Below are 17,898 nucleotides of genomic sequence, written 5' to 3'. Positions count from 1 at the left end.
GGCACGGATGGGTGCCTGAGGGGGCAGGGGTGAAAATTCGCGGGACGTTGATCGGCTTCACGGCGATCTTGATGTGGTCACTGCTTGCCTTGATGACGGCCGCCTCCGGCAAGGTCCCGCCGTTCCAGATGAACGCCATGACCTTTGCGATCGGCAGCCTGCCGGGGCTCATCCTGTTTGCCATCAGGCCGCAGCGCATCGCGCTCCTGAAACAGCCGGCAAAAGTATGGATCACCGGCATCGGCGGGTTGTTCGGCTATCATTTCCTGTATTTCACGGCGCTGCGAAATGCGCCGGCGGTGGAGGCGGGCCTGATCGCCTATCTCTGGCCGCTCCTCATCGTGGTCGGTTCGGCTCTCCTGCCGGGCGAACGGCTGCGCTGGTATCATGTGGCGGGCGCGCTGGCGGGGCTATTTGGCACCATCGCAATCGTATCCCGCAACGGGCTTTCTTTCGACAGCGCCTATACGCTGGGTTATGGCGCGGCCTTCCTCTGCGCCTTCACATGGTCCGGTTACTCGCTGATGACACGCAGCTTCAAGCGCGTTTCGACGGATGTGGTGACCGGCTTTTGCCTTGCCACCTCGCTTCTTTCGCTCGTCTGCCACATGGCGCTGGAGACCACCGTCTGGCCGGCGAGTGGTGCCGAATGGGCGGCTGTGGCAGGGTTAGGGCTGCTGCCCGTCGGTGCAGCCTTCTATGCCTGGGACTACGGGGTCAAGAACGGCGACATCCAGATCATCGGTGCGGCGAGTTATGCAGCACCGCTGCTTTCGACCCTCATTCTTGTGGCTTCAGGATTTGCGCAGGCCGACTGGCGGATCCTGGTGGCATGCCTGCTCATCACGGGTGGTGCCGTGCTTGCGGCACGCGACCTGCTGCGTCCTGCGAAAGCTGAACGCCAGCCTGCCTGATCAGCCTTCGGGCTGCCAGTCCGGCGGCGCCATTTCGAAGCTGTTGAAGGCGAAGCCGGGCGCCACCGTACAGCCGACCAGCGTGAATGCGCCAAGCGGTTCGGCCGACTGCCACACGTTGGCCGGCACGACTGCCTGCGGCCGCTCGCCCTTTGCGAGGCTTATGCCAAGCGTCACGCTTTTGCTTGTCTTGCCATCGGATGTCTTCAGCAGCAGCGGATCGCCGGCATAGAAGTGCCAGACTTCCGCCGCATCGCGCACGCGGTGCCAGTGTGATCTGTCGCCGTTCTCGAGCAGGTAATAGATCGCCGTCGAATGGCCGCGGGCACCGCCGTTGTCGTCGCGAAATGTTTCGACATACCAGCCGCCTTCGGGATGGCGTTGCATGCCGAGCGTTTGGATAATCTCCTGCGCGTCCACTTTAGAAGTTGTCCTTGCGCTTGCGGATCTCGGCAAAGACCTCCTCGTTGGTCTTGCTTTCCATCACGAGGTTGCGGCGGATGGACGGATCCGCAGCGCGCAGGAAGGGGTTGGTTTCCTTCTCAAGCCCCATCATGGTCGGGATGGTGAACTCGTTGGCGGCGCGCTTGGCTTCGATTTCCGCAACACGCGTCTTCAGGCGCTGGTTGTCCGGATCGATGGTCAGCGCAAACCGGGCGTTGGAGAGCGTGTATTCGTGGCCGAAATAGATGGCCGTCTCATCCGGGAGCACGGCAAGCTTCTGGAGCGAGTGCCACATGTCGGCCGCCGGCCGCTCAAACAGGCGCCCGCAGCCCAGCGCGAAGAGTGTGTCGGCTGCAAACAGGATCTTGTCGTCGGGGAAGTGGTAGCAGATGTGGCCCGCGGTATGGCCCGGCGTTTCCAGCACGCGTACCACATGCTCACCGAACAGGAACTCGTCGCCATCCGCCATCGTGCGGTCGAGGCCCGGAATCGCAACCGCTTCGTTCACCGGCCCGATGATCTCCAGGCCAAACTTCTCCTTCAGCGCCAGGTTTGCCTCGACGTGGTCACCGTGGTGGTGCGTCGTGAAGATGTGGGTGATTTTCCAACCGCGACGGGCGGCCGCATCCAGGATCGGTTGCTCTTCCGGTGCGTCGATTGAAGCCGTCAGCCCGCTTTCCGGATCATGAACCAAGACGCCATAGTTATCGCTTCGGCAGGAGAAAACTTCCAGTTCAAGCGGTTTCACAACATCGCCCCTATTGCTCAAATTGCTTTTGAGAACAATGTAGACCCTGAGTGTCCGAAGTCCAACCAGTCCTGTGTAGATGTCAGTCGATATCGTCGATCTCCGCGAATTCTACTATTCTCCCCTCGGCCGCCTCGCCGAGGAATCGATCGGCGTGGCGCTGTCGAGCCTGTGGGCACGGCTGCCGGAAGAACGGCTGGTGGGGCTGGGTTACGCGGTGCCTTATCTCGATCGCTTCCGCGCCGACACCGAGCGCACCTTCGCCTTCATGCCGGCCGGGCAGGGGGCGGTGAACTGGCCGGTGGGAGAACTCTCCTCCACGGCACTCGTGTTCGATGAAGAGCTGCCGCTGCCGGATTCATCGATCGACCGCATCCTGATGGTACATTCCCTGGAATTTGCCGAGAGCCCCAGTGAAACGTTGAAGGAGATCTGGCGGGTGCTGGCGCCGGGCGGCCGCCTGGTGATCGTGGTGCCGAACCGCCGCGGGGTCTGGGCGCGGATGGAGCACACGCCGTTCGGTTCGGGCCGGCCTTATTCGCGCCGCCAGCTGACCTCGCTGCTGCGCGAAACCAATTTCACCCCGAGTGCCAGTGCCGAGGCACTGTTTTTCCCGCCGTCCAAGAACCGGGCCGTGCTGAAACTGCGCCACGCTTTCGAGCGCATGGGCAAGCGTTTCTGGCCGGTTTTTTCCGGCGTGCTCATCATTGAGGCGCAGAAGCGGCTTTACCAGGGGCTGCCGGTGGCGGCGCGCGCATCACGGCGTGTCTTCGTGCCGGTGCTTGCGCCACGCGGCGTGCCCACGACACGCATGCGGTAGCGGCTGCGGGATCCTCTCGACAAAGGCGGCTTTCGGCTTTAATCCGACTGGATTATCGCACAAGCCCTTCCGGTAAAGGTTGATCCCATGAACATCGTCAGCAGTGAGCCCGTTCCGCGTCCAGGCATTCTGGATATTGCCGCCTATGTGCCCGGCAAGGAACATGCTCCCGGCGTGGCGCGGGTGTTCAAGCTCTCGTCCAACGAAACGCCGCTTGGTGCAAGCCCGAAGGCAATCGACGCATTCCGCCAGTCCGCCGGCAACCTGGAAATTTATCCGGATGGCCAGGCCACCATGCTGCGCGAGGCGATCGCCTCCGTCCACGGCCTCAACGCTGCAAACATCATGTGCGGCAACGGTTCGGACGAACTGCTTGGCCTGCTCTGCCACGTCTACCTCGGCCCCGGCGACGAAGCGATCATCACCGAGCACGGCTTCCTGGTCTACAAGATCCAGATCATGGGCTCGGGCGCCAAGCCGGTGGAGGTGAAGGAAAAGGACTTCACCGTTGATGTCGACGCGATCCTCGCGGCCGTGACTGACAAGACCCGCATGGTCTTCATCGCCAATCCGGGCAATCCGACAGGCACCTACGTGCCGGCCTCGGAAATCCGCCGTCTGCATGCCGGGCTGCCGAAGAACGTCATTCTGGTGCTCGATGCGGCTTACGCGGAATATGTACGGAAGAACGACTACGAAGCCGGCATCGAGATCGTCTCGTCGGCCAAGAACGTCGTGATGACGCGCACCTTCTCCAAGGTCTATGGCCTTGCGGCGCTGCGCATCGGCTGGATGTACGGCCCGACCGGCATCCTGGATGCGTTGAACCGCGTGCGTGGCCCGTTCAATATGAACGCGCCGGCGATTTCGGCTGGTGCCGCGGCGATCCGCGACCAGGCATTCGTGCAGCAGTCCGTGGAGCACAACGCGCTCTGGCTCGACAAGCTGACCCAGGCCTTCACCTCCTTCGGCCTCAAGGTGACGCCGTCGGTGACCAACTTCGTTCTCATCCACTTCCCGGATGTCGACGGCAAGCGGGCGCCGGATGCCGATGAGTTCCTCACGAGCCGCGGTTACATCCTGCGTGCCGTGAAGGGTTACGGCCTGCCGAACGCGCTGCGCATGACGATCGGTTCGGAAGAAGCCAACCGCGGCGTCATCGAAGCGCTGGGCGAGTTCATGAGCAAGGGCGCATGAGCACCGTACATTTCGATCGCATCGCCCTGATCGGCATCGGCCTGATCGGTTCCTCGATCGCCCGTGACGTGCGGGCGCTTGGCCTTGCGCGGGACGTGGTGATCTCGACCCGCAGCACGGACACGCTGAAGCGTGCCGAAGAACTGGAACTCGGGACCCATTACGAGCCCTCGGCCGCCGAGGCGGTGCGCGATGCCGATCTCGTCATCGTTTCAGTGCCGGTCGGTGCCTCTGGTGCCGTGGCCGAACAGATCGCGGCCAGCCTGAAGCCCGGCGCCATTGTCACCGATGTCGGCTCCACCAAGGCGTCGGTGATCGCGCAGATGGCGCCGCACATGCCGAGCCATGTGCATTTCATCCCGGGCCACCCACTTGCCGGTACTGAAAAATCCGGCCCGGACGCCGGGTTTGCCGGGCTGTTCAAGGATCGTTGGTGCATTTTCACGCCGCTGCCGGATACCGACCAGGTGGCGCTCGATCGGCTGAAGGCATTCTGGACCGCACTCGGCTCGCGGATCGACGAGATGGACCCGCAGCACCATGACAAGGTGCTCGCCATCGTTTCGCACCTGCCGCACATCATTGCCTACAATATCGTCGGTACCGCAGACGATCTCGAAACGGTCACCGAGTCGGAAGTCATCAAGTATTCCGCCTCCGGTTTCCGTGACTTCACGCGTCTTGCCGCCTCCGACCCGACCATGTGGCGCGACGTCTGCCTGCACAACAAGGACGCGATCCTTGAAATGCTGGCGCGCTTCTCCGAGGATCTCGCCTATCTACAGCGTGCAATCCGCTGGGGTGAGGGCGACAAGCTGTTTGAACTCTTTACCCGCACCCGCGCCATTCGCCGCTCGATTGTCCAGGCGGGCCAGGATGTCGACGCGCCAGACTTCGGCCGGCATGCGCTCGAGGTCAAGAAGTAGCGCAGATCAGATCGGCGGGATCTCGCCGATCTGGATGAAGCCGCCCGCAAACACTTTGCCGCGCTTGATGCTGAGGTCGAGTGAGGCATTCTTGCCGCCACCTAGTGCAGAGAGCATGTTGCCGGCCGTGCCGAGCATCGGCGCGATTTGCGGAAAGGCTTCGCTCAAACTGTCGCGCCAGGCGTCGATCTGCTCGATCCTGAGCTTCAGGCGGCCCGAGAGGTACCCGTCTTCGTCAAACGAGAAGGGGCCACTGATGGAGATGACCTTGCCGTCGCCCATGTCGGCGGACAGCGTGCGCATCTGGCCCTCAGTCCCATAAAGCGCAAGGCCGTTCGCGTCGCTGCCGTCGATCATGCCGGCGCGATTGATGAGCGTCACGTCCAGGTTGGCGGTGAGGCGCGGCAGGAGTTGCGGCATGTCCTTCACCATCAGGTCCGTGTCCTGCAGGCTGACGGCGGCATCAAGATCATTGCCGTTCTGCCGCAGATGGATTTCCGTATGCCCAGAGGCAAGGTTGAATGTCTGGCCAGTGGCGGACGAGGTGATGCTGGTCTTTGCCCCGTCGATGACGGTCGAGGTGCGCTCGACGCCGCGCAGCTTGGCGATCAAGCTCGACTGGAAGTTTTCCCAGGTGGTGGAAAGGGCAAGCCCATGCCCGGTGCGCACTTCCACCGGTGAATCCAGCTCCCACACGATATGGCCTGGATCATAGACCTGGGCCGCCGAACGCAGCGAGCCGAAGGTGGCGGAAATGCCGTTCTGGCGGTCATCCACCGAAACCTTCGAGCAGAACAGGCCGATGCGGAACGGGTAGCCGCGATATTGTGCATCGTCGCAGATCGCCGAGATGCCACGCTGCTCCTGGCTGCCCAGCAGCGCCAGTGTCTTTTCGCGCAGGAGCGACGCGGCATAAAACCAGCCGGCGGTGTAAAGCGCGATGACAAGGACGATGCCACTGGCAAGCAGCCACAGTTTACCGCTGACGCCGGTTCGGCTTGACGCTGCCATGATGTTCTCCAATGGTGGCTTCGATTCTCGATGACGGCTTAGCGAGCGATATGAACGAATTCTGGGTGTTTGGCTATGGTTCCCTGATGTGGAATCCGGGTTTCGCGTTTGAGGAAAGGGCCCATGCGCGGGCCTTCGGTTTTCGTCGATCCCTGTGCGTGCGATCCTATGTTCACCGCGGGACGCCGGAGCAGCCTGGGCTGGTCTTGGGGCTCGATCGTGGCGGTTCGTGCCGCGGCGTTGCCTTCCGTGTGAACGAGCGGGACCGGGAAGAGGTTCTCGATTATTTGCGGCGCCGCGAGCTCGTCACCAACGTCTACAAGGAAAAGCTCCTGCCGCTGACGCTGACTGACGGTCGGCAGGTGCGGGCGGTCGGTTACGTCGTCGATCGCGAGCATGTGCAGTATGCCGGCGCTTTGTCGATCGAGGATGCAGCGCTCACCGTGCGTTTGTCTGCGGGCCAATCCGGACCGAATGACGCCTATGTCTTCAACACGCTCGCGCATCTGAAGCAGATGGGCATTCGGGACCTTTGGCTGGAAAGCGTTGGCCAGGCGGTCGCGGCGCCCGCGGCTTAGGTCGTCGCCTGCGCCTTCAGTTCGGCAAGGCGCTTGGCTGCCGTCGGCGGCAGCGGAAGATGCGGATTGGCTTCGACCGTTTCCACCAGCAGCCTGTCGCTTTCGGTTTCCAGAGTCTCGATCAGCTTTGCGTAGAACTCATCAGGATCGAGCCCCGGCTGGATCGGCGGCAGGATGCGGACCTTGAAGTGGCCGGGATACTTCACGAGCTTGCGCCGGCCCCAGAACAGGCCCCAATGCGCAACGACGGGCACCACAGGCACTTGGACGTCACGATAGATGCGCGCGATGCCGTAGCGATAGGCAGGCTCGGCGCCTGGAGCCCGGCGCGTGCCTTCCGGATAGATGATGAGCTGGCGCCCGTCGTTCATCTCCTCCTTGGTGCGGTTCATTACTTCCACCATGACCTTGCCGCGGGCGCCGCGGTTTACCGGGATCATCTTCTGCTTGGCGACATACCAGCCGAACAACGGGATCCACATCAGTTCGCGCTTGAGGATGTAGACCGGGTCGCGCTGGTAGGGGAGAAGCGCAAACGTGTCCCAGGCGGACTGGTGCTTCGGCGCGAAGATGCAGCCTTCATCCGGGATGTTCTCCATGCCTTCGATCTCGAAGGTCGCACCAACGATCTTAGCCATCAACCAGCTGTTGGATGACGCCCAGGCCTTCGGGATGCGATAGGCGGCCTTGCGCGGCAACAGGAAATAGATTGGCGAAAGCACGATCATCCGGATGATGGTGTTGGCGTAAAAGGCGATATTGAAGAGAACCGAACGCAGCAGCAGCATGAACAGGAAATCCTTCTGTTCAGGCGTGCCTACACGAGAACAGGTTGTGAAAAAAGCGTCTTTCGATGTCTAGAGAAGCGTCGGTGGCGCTTAGCTCTTGTGCTTGGCGGCAGCGCTTTCCTCGGTCCTGAGCCCGGTGCCGCGCTCAATGCCAAGCCAGTCGCGGATCGTCGTCAGGACCACCTTGCCGTATTCCGACAACATGGTGCGCACCACGTCCGGTTCCGTGAACCAGGCCTTGCGCGTCAGGTCCGAGTTGATGACCGGGTAAGGGATGAACTCGGTGTTCGGGTCCGAGCGCCGCAGTTCATGCAGGCTGCGTGGCATGTGGTAGTTGTTGGTCACCACCAGCACAGACTTGTAGCCGTGGTCGTGGATCCAGCGGCTGATCTCGCTGGCATTGCCGATCGTGTCGATTGCGTCGTAACCGATGTCGACGCAGCAGGCGAAGAGGTCCGACGAGGCTTGCGTTGCCTTGCGGATCTGGTTCGGCGTCGTGGATGGGTGGGCGCCGGAGATCAGCAGCCGCTGGCCAGATCCGTCGCGCAGCAGGCCAAGCGCCTGCTCGATGCGCAGGTAGCCGCCGGTGAGCACGACGATCGCATCGGCCTTCACGCCATCGGGCGCCTTCAGCGAGGTCACCGAATCGGCGAACCACAGGAAGCCGCCGAACAGCATGGCAACGAAGACGATTGAGGCCATGATGATGCGGCGCGCGGTCCAGCGCAGCCAGCCCCTGCGGGAAAACAGGCCCGGCCGCTTGCGGGGCGGTGCTCCGTTATCTGGTGTCATCTGGGCCGTAGTCATCACTATCCATGAGAGGAGATTCGTGCGCGAACAGCCCCAAGTTATAGCCCGAGGTGCATGGGTTCAAGGAGCGGGCAGCCCATCGGTACGGGCAGGGTCGGATCGGATGAGGTCGATTTCGTTGATCGTCCGCATCACCGTGAAGCGGGCGGTGAGCGTCGTGAGCAGCGCAATCACGCCGATCGTGGCGATGATGCCGAGGTAGCCGGTGACGCCGATCGTGAAGGTTCCGAAGAGCGCTGTCGCCTGGTCACTTTCGGGTGTTGCGAGCGAATTCGCCTGCCATACATTGGCGATTGCAAACAGGGCGGCGGCCAGCGCGCCACCGGCCGCCGAACCCTTGATGCTGATCTTCAGGAAGTGTTTCTGGAATTCGCCCGCCACGAACGAGCTTTCGGCACCCACGAAATGCAGCACCTCCACGATATGCCGGTTGCCGGACAGCGCACCGCGGGTGGCGAAGATCACCGTCAGGACCATCGCCGTGAAGACGAGAACAAGCACGCCGGTGCCGATCAGCACCGTCGTGTGGGCCATGGAGACCAACCGGTCGACCCAGGTACGATGGTCGTCGAGGAAGGCCTGCGGCACTTCGGTCTTCAGGAGATCGCGCATTGCAGCGAAGTCGGGCGGGTTCTGCTCATCGATGGTGATGATGACGAGGCGCGGCACGGGAAGGTCATCGAGGTTCAGCCCGGCGCCGAGCCACGGTTCGAGAAGACGCGCCGTGGCGCTGTCATCCATGATTGTGCCTTCGCGGGTGCCGACGAAGGTGAGCGCCAGTTCGCGCGCCTTCTTCAGCGCCGCATCCATGTCGAGGCCTTCTTCCGGCTTGATCTGGATGGTGATTTCGCGGGAAATCTGGCTCTGCCAGCTGGAAGCGGTGGCGCGCACCATGCTGACCGCACCGAGCGTGAGGCAGGCAAGAAAGGCCATGATGGCGATCACCACCATGAGCGCATTGCCCTGGATGTTTGACGGCGGCAGGATGGGTGCGGTCGGGCGCACCCGCATCTCTGTGCGTCGCGGCTGTTGCGGCGCGGCCTGAGAATGGGTCGTTGCCGGCTGCTCCGGTTGCCGCGCTGCCGCTGGCCGTTTGGGGCGAAGGGCCTTATTCATAGATATCAAGCCGCCCTTCGGTGAGGATCATCCGCCGGGCGTTGACCTGGTCCATCAGCCCGAGATCGTGGGTTGCGATCACCACGGCGGTACCGAGCCGGTTGAGCTCAAGGAACAGGTTGAGCAGCCGCCGTGCCATCGGCGGGTCGACATTGCCGGTCGGCTCGTCTGCAAGGAGAATTTCCGGCCGGTCCATCAGCGCACGCGCAATCGCGGCGCGCTGCTTCTCCCCACCCGAAAGCACCGGCGGCAGCACATTGATACGCTCACCGAGCCCCACCCATTTCAGAAGCTCGATCACGTCGCTGCGGTAGGAGCTTTCATCCTTGCCCCTGACGCGCAACGGCAGGGCCACGTTCTCGTAAGTCGTCAGGTGTTCGAGCAGGCGGAAATCCTGAAAGACGATGCCGACGCGCCGGCGCAGCATCGGCAGCTCGTTGCTCGGGATCTGCGACAGGTCGCGGCCGAACATGCGGATGATGCCGCGCGTCGGGCTCAGCGACATGAACAGCAGGCGCAGCAACGTCGTTTTTCCCGCACCCGACGGGCCGGTCAGGAACTGGAACGAACGCTTGGGGATGTCGAATGTCATGTCCCGGAGAATTTCCGGGCCCATCCCATAGCGCAGACCGACATTTTCGAAATGAATCAACGGATGACGCAGTCCCGGCTCTGGAAGACTCTGATGATCGTTATCTCTTAACGACGCGGGTAAACGGAAGGTAAATCAGCCGCTGAAACAGGCGTTTTTCAGGCCATGTTTCCGGAGCATTAACCATTTCCATTTACGACTGGGCGGGATTCGTTGCAATGCCCGCTCCACCTTTAGGTTGTTGCGGGCCGAAGAGGGCCCCGATGAGCACCTTTCGCACCCAGCAAGCCAAGAACGTGATCCGGATGGACATCCTGCCGCCGGATGCCGTTGGCAGATCCCGGCGCAGCGGTTCGCGCCGGGGCGAGGTTGTCGATGCGCAATTCGTGACGGTGCGGGACCCACGGGCGCCGCAGCCGCATGCTTCCCATAACGACAACCGGCGCGCAGGCGAGGCGCGGCAGGTCCAGAATGACAAGGTGGAGCCGAGCCGCGTCCATGCCCTCGAAAAGGCGTTGCTGGGAATGCCGGCGGATTTGTTCTCCGCGGTCGTGGCATTTGTCTTCGTCGTGGTCTTTGCCGCGGCAGGCGGTTTCTCGTTCCTGTTCAACGGTTCCTCCGCACCCGCAGAGACCCCGGCGCTCAACATCGCCCATGTGACGATGACGCCTCAGGATGCTGACGGCATGAAGGTGCTCCTGATCAATGGGGTCATCGAAAACCGCAGCGAGGGCAGCCAGAAGATGCCCGCAATCCGCGCCGAACTCCTGTCTGGCGAAAAGCTCCTGACGACGACGCTGATCTCGCCGCCGGCCACCGCCATTGCAGGCGGTCATAGCCGCGGATTTTCGGCTCGGGTGCCGCAGCCTGGGGGAAAACTGCCTGATCTGAGGCTCAGCTTTGCAGAACAGGGCGTCTGAGGCTTTCTCTTCTTCCCCTGATTGTGGTATCGCCGCATTTTACGGACACGCAGGAGAACCTCATGCCCGTCGTGCGCGGCAAAATCATCGAGCCGCTTTATACTGCCGAGCAGATTGCGGAGCGCAATCGTGACATCGCGTCGAAGATTGCGCAGGGCCCGACCAAGGACCTGCTGGTCATCGCGATCCTCAAGGGCTCGTTCATCTTCGCGGCCGACCTGATCCGTGCGCTGCACGACGTGGGCCTTGCCCCCGAGGTCGAGTTCATCACGCTTTCCAGCTACGGCACCGGAACCGTTTCGCAGGGCGTGCGCATCGTCAAGGATATCGACAGTGACGTGAAGGACCGCGACGTGCTGCTGATCGACGACATCCTCGAATCCGGCCGCACGCTGAAGTTCGCCAAGGAGATGCTCTACGAGCGTGGCGCCCGCCATGTGTCGATCGCCGTGCTGCTCGACAAGAGCGTAAAGCGCAAGGAAGAGCTCGAGGCAGACTATGTCGGCTTTGAATGCCCGGACTATTTCGTGGTTGGCTATGGCATGGATGTGGCCTACGCATTCCGCGAGTTGCCGTTCGTCGGTGTCGTCACGGGCGATGCCTAGCCTGCATACCAGCCGTTAACCATCAGCGGCTGTTCGAGGATCTGTTTACGCCTCGAAAAGGAAACTCTGGTCAGTTGCTCCCAACACGAACAGGGCAGGGAGCAAGATCGCCATGGCAAAAATCCTGATCACCGAAGATGAGGATTCGCTGCGCATGTTCGTAGCACGGGCGTTGCGGCTGGACGGCCACGAGACGCGCGAAGCGGGTGACGGTGCCGAAGGCCTCGAACGGCTCGAGGAAGAGCAGTTCGACCTCTTGCTGTCCGACATCCGCATGCCGGTGATGGACGGTATCGAGCTGGCACACCAGGCGTCCAACCGGTTCCCGGACCTCAAGATCCTGCTAATGACGGGCTATGCGGAACAGCGCGAACGCGCCGAGGACCTGTCTGCCAAGATCATCGACGTGGTGCAGAAGCCCTTCGCACTTCCTGATATTCGCCGTGCGGTCGCGTCCGCTTTGGCGCAGACCGATTCGCAGGCCGCTTGATGACTTGCTGGGTCGGGATGTCCTGACCGGCCCACTTGCAATTTCTGGAACTTGGCTTCAGCTAAGTCATGGATTTTGTGGGTGAGGCGGCAGCGATTGCGGGTCTCCGCCACCTACAACGTCACCGGATCTCCAGCAGCCGTTCCAGATACTGTCGCTCGGCGTCGCCTGACAAAGCATTGCCGAGCTTTTCGCGGATCGCTTCCAGGATCTCGCGTGCCCGCTGCACGTCGATCTCGTCGGGCACCTTCACCTGGTCACCGAAATCCAGACCTGATGTCGACCGCGGCCGGCCGAGCGGATCGCGGCCATTCTGGCCACCTTGCGAGGTCATGTCCTCGCCCTGGCCGTCACGACCCTGGCCGGGTTGGCCCTGGCCCTGCTGCATGGCCTGCATCATCTGCTGCATCATGTTCTGGGCGCCCTGGCGCAGTGCGTTGAGCGCGTTGCCCTGGCCCTGCACGGCCTCCTGGCCTTGGCCCTGGCCAAGCGCCTTGCCGGCATTGCCCATCTCACTCTGCGCCTTGCCAAAACCTTCGCCCGGCTGCATGCCGAGCTCCTTCAGGCCCTTTTGCAGCTCTTCCAGCTTCTTGCCGAGGCCTTCCTGCTGGGCGCGCAGGTTCTTCAGCGCTTCCCGCAGCTGTTCGGCCGTCATCTGCTCGGTGTTCTGCTGGCCATCGCCCTGCTGGCTCTGCTGGCCCTGTTGTTGCTGGCCCTGCTCTTCGCCGCCCTGATCGCCCTGTTGCGGGTCGCCACGCTGCATGCGGTCGCGCAGGGCCTGGTCCAGCTTGAATGTCTGGTCCATCAGCCGCTGCTGCTCCTGCATGATCTCGCCCAGCTTGTCGATCTGCTGGCGCATCTTGCTCGTTTGCTGCTGCCCCTGCTGCTGGCGCTGGGGACGCCCTGCCTGCAGGTTGTTCATCATCCGCTGCAGGTCGTTGAGCATTTGCTGGGCGGCATCACGGTTGCCGGAGCGGGCCAGGTTTTCAATCTGGTCCATCATGTTCTGCAGGTCGCGCTGCCGGATGACGTTCTGTGCCTGCATGTTGTTCGGCGCCATCGGGGCGTTCTGCATCCGCTGGGCAAGCTCGTTCATGAACTGCTGCATTGCTTCGCGCAGTTCCTTCATCAACTGGGCAATCTCTTCGTCGGAAGCATTGCGCTCCAGCGCTTCCGAGAGGTTCCGCTGCGCGTCGCGCAGGCGACGTTCGGCGGCGGATAGATCTCCGTCCTCGATGCCGAGAGCGATTTCCCAGAGGTAGTCGGCTGCCTGCTTCATCTGCTCGTCGTTGCGGGCGAGCTCCATGCGGCCAAGTGCCGAACGGATCAGCAGGAAGTGGCTGAGGTTGGGGATCGTCTCGTCCGGGCGCAGGGCGAGCGCCTCGTTGAGCGCAATCGCGCGCGGCATCTGCCGCGTATCGAGCGAGAACACCTGGCGCTGTTCGGCCACTGCGGCCGCGAGCGGCTCGGAGAAACCGCGGGCCGGAAGGATCATCTCGTGCGAGGGGCTGCGGCCAGTCTGTCCGGCGCCATCCTTGGCGACAAGCGTGATCTTGACGCGCTTGCCGGCGAGCGGATGCTCGATCAGGCTGCGACTCGTCAGTCCCTTCACCTCGCGGCCCTTCTGGCGCGGCATGTCCAGCCGGTATTCCGGCAGCGGGTAAAGCGGCTTTGCATCGGGATCAGCGGGGCCAACAGGTTCGATCAGCGCGTGCGCCTCGCGAATGCCGTAGTCGTCCTTGCCGGTGAAGCCGATTTCAAGCGCGCCATTGACCGAACGGCGCGGCTGGCCGTCGAAGGCGATTTCCGGCGGGCGGTCGGGAATGATGTCGAAGGTCCAGGTCTGGCCGTTGGCCGTCAGGCTGCCGCTTTCGGCGACGTTAAGGGCATAGGTGCGCGGCGCAAGCGGCTGGTCACCCTGTCGTTCCGTTTGCGGCTGTTGTTGAGCCGCCGGCGCGTTGGCTGCCTGCTGTTCGGCCGCGGCTTCGGCGGCCTTCTTGGCTTCTTCGGTAACCAGCGTTAGCGGATCGCCACCTTGCTTGGGCTGGAAGACGACTTCTTCACCGCCTTCGCCGCCCGTTACACGCACCGTCAAGGCAGAATTCTGCGGAACGGAGAGCGTCCGCACATCGGCATTCGCCTGCTGGCCGGTCAGGAACACCGGCGCCTTGCCGGTATAGGATGGCGGCGTCAGCCAGGCGTCGATGCGCAGGTCCGGGTTGATGCTCGGTGCCGGCGGTGCCGGACGGAAGGCGTCGGCGGTCGACCCGCCGCCGTTCGAGAAGGAGTAGCCAAGCGCGAGCACGAAAACGAGCGCTGGCACGGCGCGAAGCGCAAAGCGGTCGTGCCTCGCGATATCCGGCTGCGGTAGGCCAGCGTCCAGCGCTGCAATGCGCTCAGCCATGCGGACCTGGTGTTCTTTCCACAGCGCGCGCGAAAACGGTGTTTCGAAAGCCGGCTGGTCTTCCTGTACAGCCACCGGCTGGTGCGGCAGGTTGTTGCGTTCTTCCAGAAGCCGGTCGGCTTCATCCGGGCTCGGCCAGTGAAGCCGCGTCAGCGGCAGCAGCGAGAACAGGAATGCAAGCCCGAAGCCGCCAACCACCACCCAGCGTACCCAATCGGGCGTGAACCGGAAAATCCCGAACCAAGCGACGGAAAGGAACAGCGCGAGGATGCCGAGCGGCAGCAACAGCCGCGGCATGACGCGTTCGACCGTGAGGACGATCCTTGCAAAGGAGCGTTTCAGCGCAACGCGGCGTGCGAGACCCGGCTGATTCTCAAATGCACCTTTGCGGGCAAGGCTCATGCGATCCGTCTCCGATCGTGGCGGCGCAAACAAACCTTGAAGATAACAAGCTTTGTGGCGAAGACGAGGGCAGATCGGGTGGCGCCCTTCGAATTCAGGCGCTTTCCCGCAAAAGTGAACGTCCCGTTAATGGTCAGGAGAGCCAGGCCGGTGTGGAGTCAAGCCCGATCAACTCGTCATAGGTGCCGCGTGGACGAATGACGTGAAACTCGCCTCCCTTCACCAGCACCTCAGGCACCAGCAGGCGGGTATTGTAGGTGCCGGCCTGCACGGCGCCATAGGCCCCGGCGGAGGCAACCGCGATCAGGTCGCCGGGTTTCGGTTGCGCCATCTCGCGGTCGAGCGCCAGGTAATCGCCCGTTTCGCAGACTGGGCCGACGATGTCGGCCTTGATGCGCGGCGCATCGGCGGGCGGCACGACGACCGGGCGGATCATATGGTAGGCCTCGTAAAGCGTCGGGCGGATCAGGTCGTTCATGGCGCCGTCGACGATGACGAAGCTCTTCTCGCCGCCATCCTTCACGTAGATGACCTCAGTCACCAGGATGCCGGCATTACCAACGATCAGGCGGCCCGGCTCAGTGACGATCTTGCACTCAAGCGAGCGGAGTTGCCGCTTCACCGTTTCCGCATAGGCGTCGGGCAGTGGCGGCGGGTTGTTGTCGTCCTTGTAGGGAATGCCCAGCCCGCCGCCGATGTCGACGTGGTCGATCCGGTGCCCGTCCGAACGCAGTGCGTCGACCAGTTCGCGCAGAAGGCGGAAGGCATGGTCGAACGGCTGCAACTCGGTAATCTGGCTACCGATATGCATGTCGATGCCCGTCACCTCGATGCCGGGCAGTTCAGCCGCGTGCGCGTAAACGGCGCGTGCCCGCTCATACGGGATGCCGAACTTGTTTTCCTTCTTGCCGGTCGAGATCTTGGCATGCGTGCCTGCATCGACATCCGGGTTGATGCGGAAGGAAACATGCGCCTTGGTGCCCATCTTCTCGGCACGCAGGTTCAGGACCTCGAGTTCCGGTTCCGACTCGACGTTGAAGCAGTAGATGCCGATCGAAAGCGCCAGGTCCATTTCCTGCACGGTCTTGCCGACGCCGGAGAACATGATGCGGTTGGCCGGAATGCCGGCCGCGATCGCGCGCCGCAACTCGCCGCCCGACACGACATCGACGCCAGCGCCGAGACGGCCGAGCGTCTTCAGCACCGCCTGGTTGGAGTTCGCCTTCATCGCATAGCAGACCATCGCGTCGACGTCGGCGAAGGCCTCGGCGAAGACCTTGTAGTGCCGCTCCAGCGTCGCGGTGGAATACACGTAGAACGGCGTGCCAACAGCCTTGGCGATGGCCGGCACCGGTACGTTTTCGGCATGCAGGACGCCGTCGATGTATTGAAAATGGTTCACGATAGCGCTCGCGATTTACAGAAGCGGGTCAAGCAGGAAAGGCTTGTCGGCAACGGGCTCTTGCGTACGCTCACCCGGCTTGGCGCTCTTTCGAATGTTCTGCTGTTCAACAGGCGTGCTCGGACGGTCAAGATCGCCCTTGCGGCCGCATCCGACGGCAACCAGGCCGGCGATGCTCAGCGCAAAGGTGATGCGGGCGATGGTGACCAGGGAATTCGACATCGGTTAACCTGTGTTGAGCGCGACTGCGGAACTTCATAGCGAAGTTCCGCGCGCTTGTGCAGTCATTAATCGAGGCAGGGTGGCCGCTAGTTGCGGTTGCGCCACCAGGCGATCTGCTTGCGTACCTCGGATGGCGCCGTGCCGCCGAAGCTTTGCCGGCTGGCAACCGAGGCATCGACCGAAAGCACGTTGAAGACGGCATCCGTCACGGCCGGGTTGATCGCCTGCAGTTCCTCAAGCGACAGTTCCGACAAGTCGCAGCCCTTGCTTTCGGCTAGCGCCACCGCGCGGCCCGTCACATGGTGGGCTTCGCGGAAGGGAAGGCCCACTTCACGTACCAGCCAGTCGGCAAGGTCGGTCGCGGTGGAGAAGCCGGCGCCGGCGGCAGCCCGCATCTTGTCGGCGCGCACGGTCATGTCGCGCACCATGCCGGTCATGGCGGCGATGCAGAGTTCAAGGTTCTCGGCCGCGTCAAAGACCTGTTCCTTGTCTTCCTGCATGTCCTTGGAATAGGCGAGCGGCAGGCCCTTCATGACGGTCAACAGCGCGACCAGCGAGCCGTTGATGCGGCCGGTCTTGGCGCGCACCAGTTCGGCGGCATCCGGGTTCTTCTTCTGCGGCATGATCGAGGAGCCGGTCGAGAAGGCATCGGACAGGCGTACGAAACCGAACTGCGGCGTCGACCAGATGACGATTTCTTCCGCCAGACGCGACAGGTGCATCGCGCAGATCGCGGCGACGGACAGGAATTCCAGAGCGAAATCGCGGTCGGATACCGTGTCGATCGAGTTGCGGGTTGGCTCGCGGAAGCCAAGCGCCTTCGCCGTCATGTGGCGGTCGATCGGGTAGGGCGTGCCGGCAAGCGCGGCCGCACCGATCGGGCTTTCGTCCAGGTGGTCGATCGCGTGGCGCACGCGGGCCCGGTCGCGGCCGAACATCTCCACATAGGCCATGCAATGGTGGCCGAAGGTTACCGGTTGCGCAGTCTGCAAATGGGTGAAGCCCGGCATGACGGTATCGGCGTGTTCTTCGGCGCGATCGAGGAAGGCCGCGATCAGGTCGGTCAGCATGCGATCGGTCTTGGCGAGTTCTTCCTTCACCCAGAGGCGAAAATCGAGCGCTACCTGGTCGTTGCGCGAACGGGCCGTGTGCAGGCGTCCTGCCGCCGGGCCTATCAGCGTTGCCAGCCGCGCCTCGACGTTCATGTGGATGTCTTCGAGCTTGCGGGAGAATTCGAACTGGCCGCTCTCGATCTCTGACATGATCGTGTTCAGGCCCTGCACGATCTTGTCTTTATCTTCGTGCGAGATGATGCCTTTTTCAGCCAGCATGGCCGCATGCGCTATAGAGCCGCGGATGTCCTGGGCGTAGAGCTTCTTGTCGAAACCGATCGAGGCATTTATCTCCTCCATGATCGCGTCCGGCCCTGAGGCGAAACGCCCGCCCCACATCTGGTTGGAGGATGTCGCGTCCTTCGTGCCGTCGGCCATGAGTATCCGAGTCCTGGAG

The 17,898-nt window shown here is 62.7% G+C and carries 19 protein-coding genes; 8 read left to right on the top strand and 11 right to left on the bottom strand.

The genetic code is table 11. The features are described 5' to 3' along the window. Positions 1-29: 29 nt before the first annotated feature. On the top strand, positions 30-914 hold the full coding sequence (gene yddG, locus CYG48_RS13060) for an aromatic amino acid exporter YddG (protein WP_118850774.1): 885 nt from the start codon (positions 30-32) through the stop codon (positions 912-914). On the opposite strand, the gene CYG48_RS13055 is transcribed toward yddG, so the two are convergent. Both CYG48_RS13055 and gloB read right to left on the bottom strand, forming a co-directional pair. Beyond that, the gene (locus CYG48_RS13055; RefSeq protein WP_118850773.1) at positions 915-1,334 is read right to left on the bottom strand and encodes a cupin domain-containing protein; all 420 of its coding nucleotides are present in this window, start codon (positions 1,332-1,334) and stop codon (positions 915-917) included. It abuts the gene before it with no gap. A 1-nt stretch (position 1,335) separates the two neighbouring features. Beyond that, the gene (gene gloB, locus CYG48_RS13050) at positions 1,336-2,106 is read right to left on the bottom strand and encodes a hydroxyacylglutathione hydrolase (protein WP_118850772.1); all 771 of its coding nucleotides are present in this window, start codon (positions 2,104-2,106) and stop codon (positions 1,336-1,338) included. Between the two features lie 79 nt (positions 2,107-2,185). Here gloB and CYG48_RS13045 point away from each other — a divergent pair, with 79 nt between their 5' ends. From CYG48_RS13045 to CYG48_RS13035, 3 genes are all read left to right on the top strand, one after another. Next, positions 2,186-2,926: a class I SAM-dependent methyltransferase gene (locus CYG48_RS13045; RefSeq protein ID WP_118850771.1), complete on the top strand. Its 741-nt coding sequence runs from the start codon at positions 2,186-2,188 to the stop codon at positions 2,924-2,926. A gap of 87 nt (positions 2,927-3,013) precedes the next feature. Continuing rightward, positions 3,014-4,123, top strand: coding sequence for a histidinol-phosphate transaminase (hisC, locus tag CYG48_RS13040; protein ID WP_118850770.1), 1,110 nt, complete (start codon positions 3,014-3,016; stop codon positions 4,121-4,123). Beyond that, the gene (locus CYG48_RS13035) at positions 4,120-5,049 is read left to right on the top strand and encodes a prephenate/arogenate dehydrogenase family protein (protein ID WP_118850769.1); all 930 of its coding nucleotides are present in this window, start codon (positions 4,120-4,122) and stop codon (positions 5,047-5,049) included. The genes hisC and CYG48_RS13035 overlap by 4 nt, the downstream gene beginning before the upstream one ends. A gap of 6 nt (positions 5,050-5,055) precedes the next feature. Here the strand turns inward: CYG48_RS13035 and CYG48_RS13030 are convergent, their stop codons facing one another. After that, on the bottom strand, positions 5,056-6,060 hold the full coding sequence (locus CYG48_RS13030; RefSeq protein ID WP_118851648.1) for a DUF2125 domain-containing protein: 1,005 nt from the start codon (positions 6,058-6,060) through the stop codon (positions 5,056-5,058). Positions 6,061-6,071: 11 nt separating this feature from the next. On the opposite strand from CYG48_RS13030, the gene CYG48_RS13025 reads away from it, so the two are divergent. Further along, the gene (locus CYG48_RS13025; protein WP_245450342.1) at positions 6,072-6,638 is read left to right on the top strand and encodes a gamma-glutamylcyclotransferase; all 567 of its coding nucleotides are present in this window, start codon (positions 6,072-6,074) and stop codon (positions 6,636-6,638) included. Here the strand turns inward: CYG48_RS13025 and CYG48_RS13020 are convergent. The 4 genes from CYG48_RS13020 to ftsE form a co-directional block, all read right to left on the bottom strand. Further along, a complete protein-coding gene (locus CYG48_RS13020; RefSeq protein WP_118850768.1) occupies positions 6,635-7,426 on the bottom strand; it encodes a lysophospholipid acyltransferase family protein in 792 nt (263 codons plus the stop codon). The two genes, CYG48_RS13025 and CYG48_RS13020, sit on opposite strands and share 4 nt — an antisense overlap. Before the next feature lie 90 nt (positions 7,427-7,516). Beyond that, positions 7,517-8,233, bottom strand: a complete 717-nt coding sequence (locus CYG48_RS13015) for a YdcF family protein (protein ID WP_118850767.1) — start codon at positions 8,231-8,233, stop codon at positions 7,517-7,519. A gap of 63 nt (positions 8,234-8,296) precedes the next feature. Beyond that, positions 8,297-9,247: a cell division protein FtsX gene (locus tag CYG48_RS13010; protein ID WP_199925297.1), complete on the bottom strand. Its 951-nt coding sequence runs from the start codon at positions 9,245-9,247 to the stop codon at positions 8,297-8,299. Between the two features lie 97 nt (positions 9,248-9,344). Further along, on the bottom strand, positions 9,345-10,004 hold the full coding sequence (gene ftsE, locus CYG48_RS13005; RefSeq protein ID WP_118850765.1) for a cell division ATP-binding protein FtsE: 660 nt from the start codon (positions 10,002-10,004) through the stop codon (positions 9,345-9,347). 203 nt (positions 10,005-10,207) lie between these two features. Here ftsE and CYG48_RS13000 point away from each other — a divergent pair, with 203 nt between their 5' ends. The 3 genes from CYG48_RS13000 to CYG48_RS12990 all read left to right on the top strand — a co-directional run bounded on the left by CYG48_RS13000 (position 10,208) and on the right by CYG48_RS12990 (position 11,959). Further along, positions 10,208-10,864 carry a hypothetical protein gene (locus tag CYG48_RS13000; RefSeq protein ID WP_118850764.1) on the top strand — a complete coding sequence of 219 codons (657 nt, stop codon included), beginning with the start codon at positions 10,208-10,210 and terminating at the stop codon, positions 10,862-10,864. 62 nt (positions 10,865-10,926) lie between these two features. After that, a complete protein-coding gene (gene hpt / locus CYG48_RS12995) occupies positions 10,927-11,469 on the top strand; it encodes a hypoxanthine phosphoribosyltransferase (protein WP_118850763.1) in 543 nt (180 codons plus the stop codon). 112 nt (positions 11,470-11,581) lie between these two features. Next, positions 11,582-11,959, top strand: coding sequence for a response regulator (locus CYG48_RS12990; RefSeq protein WP_118850762.1), 378 nt, complete (start codon positions 11,582-11,584; stop codon positions 11,957-11,959). Positions 11,960-12,080: 121 nt separating this feature from the next. Here the strand turns inward: CYG48_RS12990 and CYG48_RS12985 are convergent, their stop codons facing one another. From CYG48_RS12985 to argH, 4 genes are all read right to left on the bottom strand, one after another. Continuing rightward, the gene (locus CYG48_RS12985; protein WP_118850761.1) at positions 12,081-14,765 is read right to left on the bottom strand and encodes a TIGR02302 family protein; all 2,685 of its coding nucleotides are present in this window, start codon (positions 14,763-14,765) and stop codon (positions 12,081-12,083) included. A 133-nt stretch (positions 14,766-14,898) separates the two neighbouring features. Further along, complete coding sequence (lysA, locus tag CYG48_RS12980) at positions 14,899-16,167, bottom strand: diaminopimelate decarboxylase (RefSeq protein WP_118850760.1); 1,269 nt, start codon at positions 16,165-16,167, stop codon at positions 14,899-14,901. A gap of 15 nt (positions 16,168-16,182) precedes the next feature. Further along, on the bottom strand, positions 16,183-16,389 hold the full coding sequence (lptM, locus tag CYG48_RS12975; protein WP_118850759.1) for an LPS translocon maturation chaperone LptM: 207 nt from the start codon (positions 16,387-16,389) through the stop codon (positions 16,183-16,185). Between the two features lie 86 nt (positions 16,390-16,475). Next, a complete protein-coding gene (argH, locus tag CYG48_RS12970) occupies positions 16,476-17,879 on the bottom strand; it encodes an argininosuccinate lyase (protein ID WP_118850758.1) in 1,404 nt (467 codons plus the stop codon). Positions 17,880-17,898 lie beyond the last annotated feature (19 nt).

Origin of the sequence: Neorhizobium sp. SOG26 (genome assembly GCF_003491345.1) — a bacterium.
In the GTDB taxonomy this organism is placed as follows: Bacteria; Pseudomonadota; Alphaproteobacteria; order Rhizobiales; family Rhizobiaceae; genus Neorhizobium; species Neorhizobium turbinariae.
Note: the sequence above shows the minus strand (reverse complement) of the source record. Positions and strands in the feature narration are given on the sequence as shown.